At 71.9% G+C, this 235-nt stretch carries 1 pseudogene; it reads right to left on the reverse strand.

Features of this window, described 5'->3' with window-relative positions:
- Positions 1–222: pseudogene (locus ACQG3P_RS23855) on the reverse strand (hypothetical protein); the annotation flags it as partial.
- Between the last annotated feature and the right edge of the window lie 13 nt (positions 223–235).

Consider the following 235-nt stretch of genomic DNA (forward strand, 5'->3'; position numbering starts at 1 on the left):
CGCGCGCGCGCGGCAGCCGGCCCAGGCCGCAATCGCCTGTGCCCTGTACTCCACGCCCACCCCGGCGGGCACCCCGTCAGGCGTGGAGAACAGGCCGAGCGTGGGCACGTCCACTTCCACCACGATGGATTCCGGCTGCCATTCGATGACCCGGTCGATCAGCCGCAGGCTCGCGCGATGCGGCAGCACGCTTTCGCTATCGGTCGGCACCGGCATGCTCATCCCCGCGCCAGCG

Source organism: Stenotrophomonas sp. SrG, from assembly GCF_050031795.1.
Lineage (GTDB): Bacteria > Pseudomonadota > Gammaproteobacteria > Xanthomonadales > Xanthomonadaceae > Stenotrophomonas > Stenotrophomonas rhizophila_A.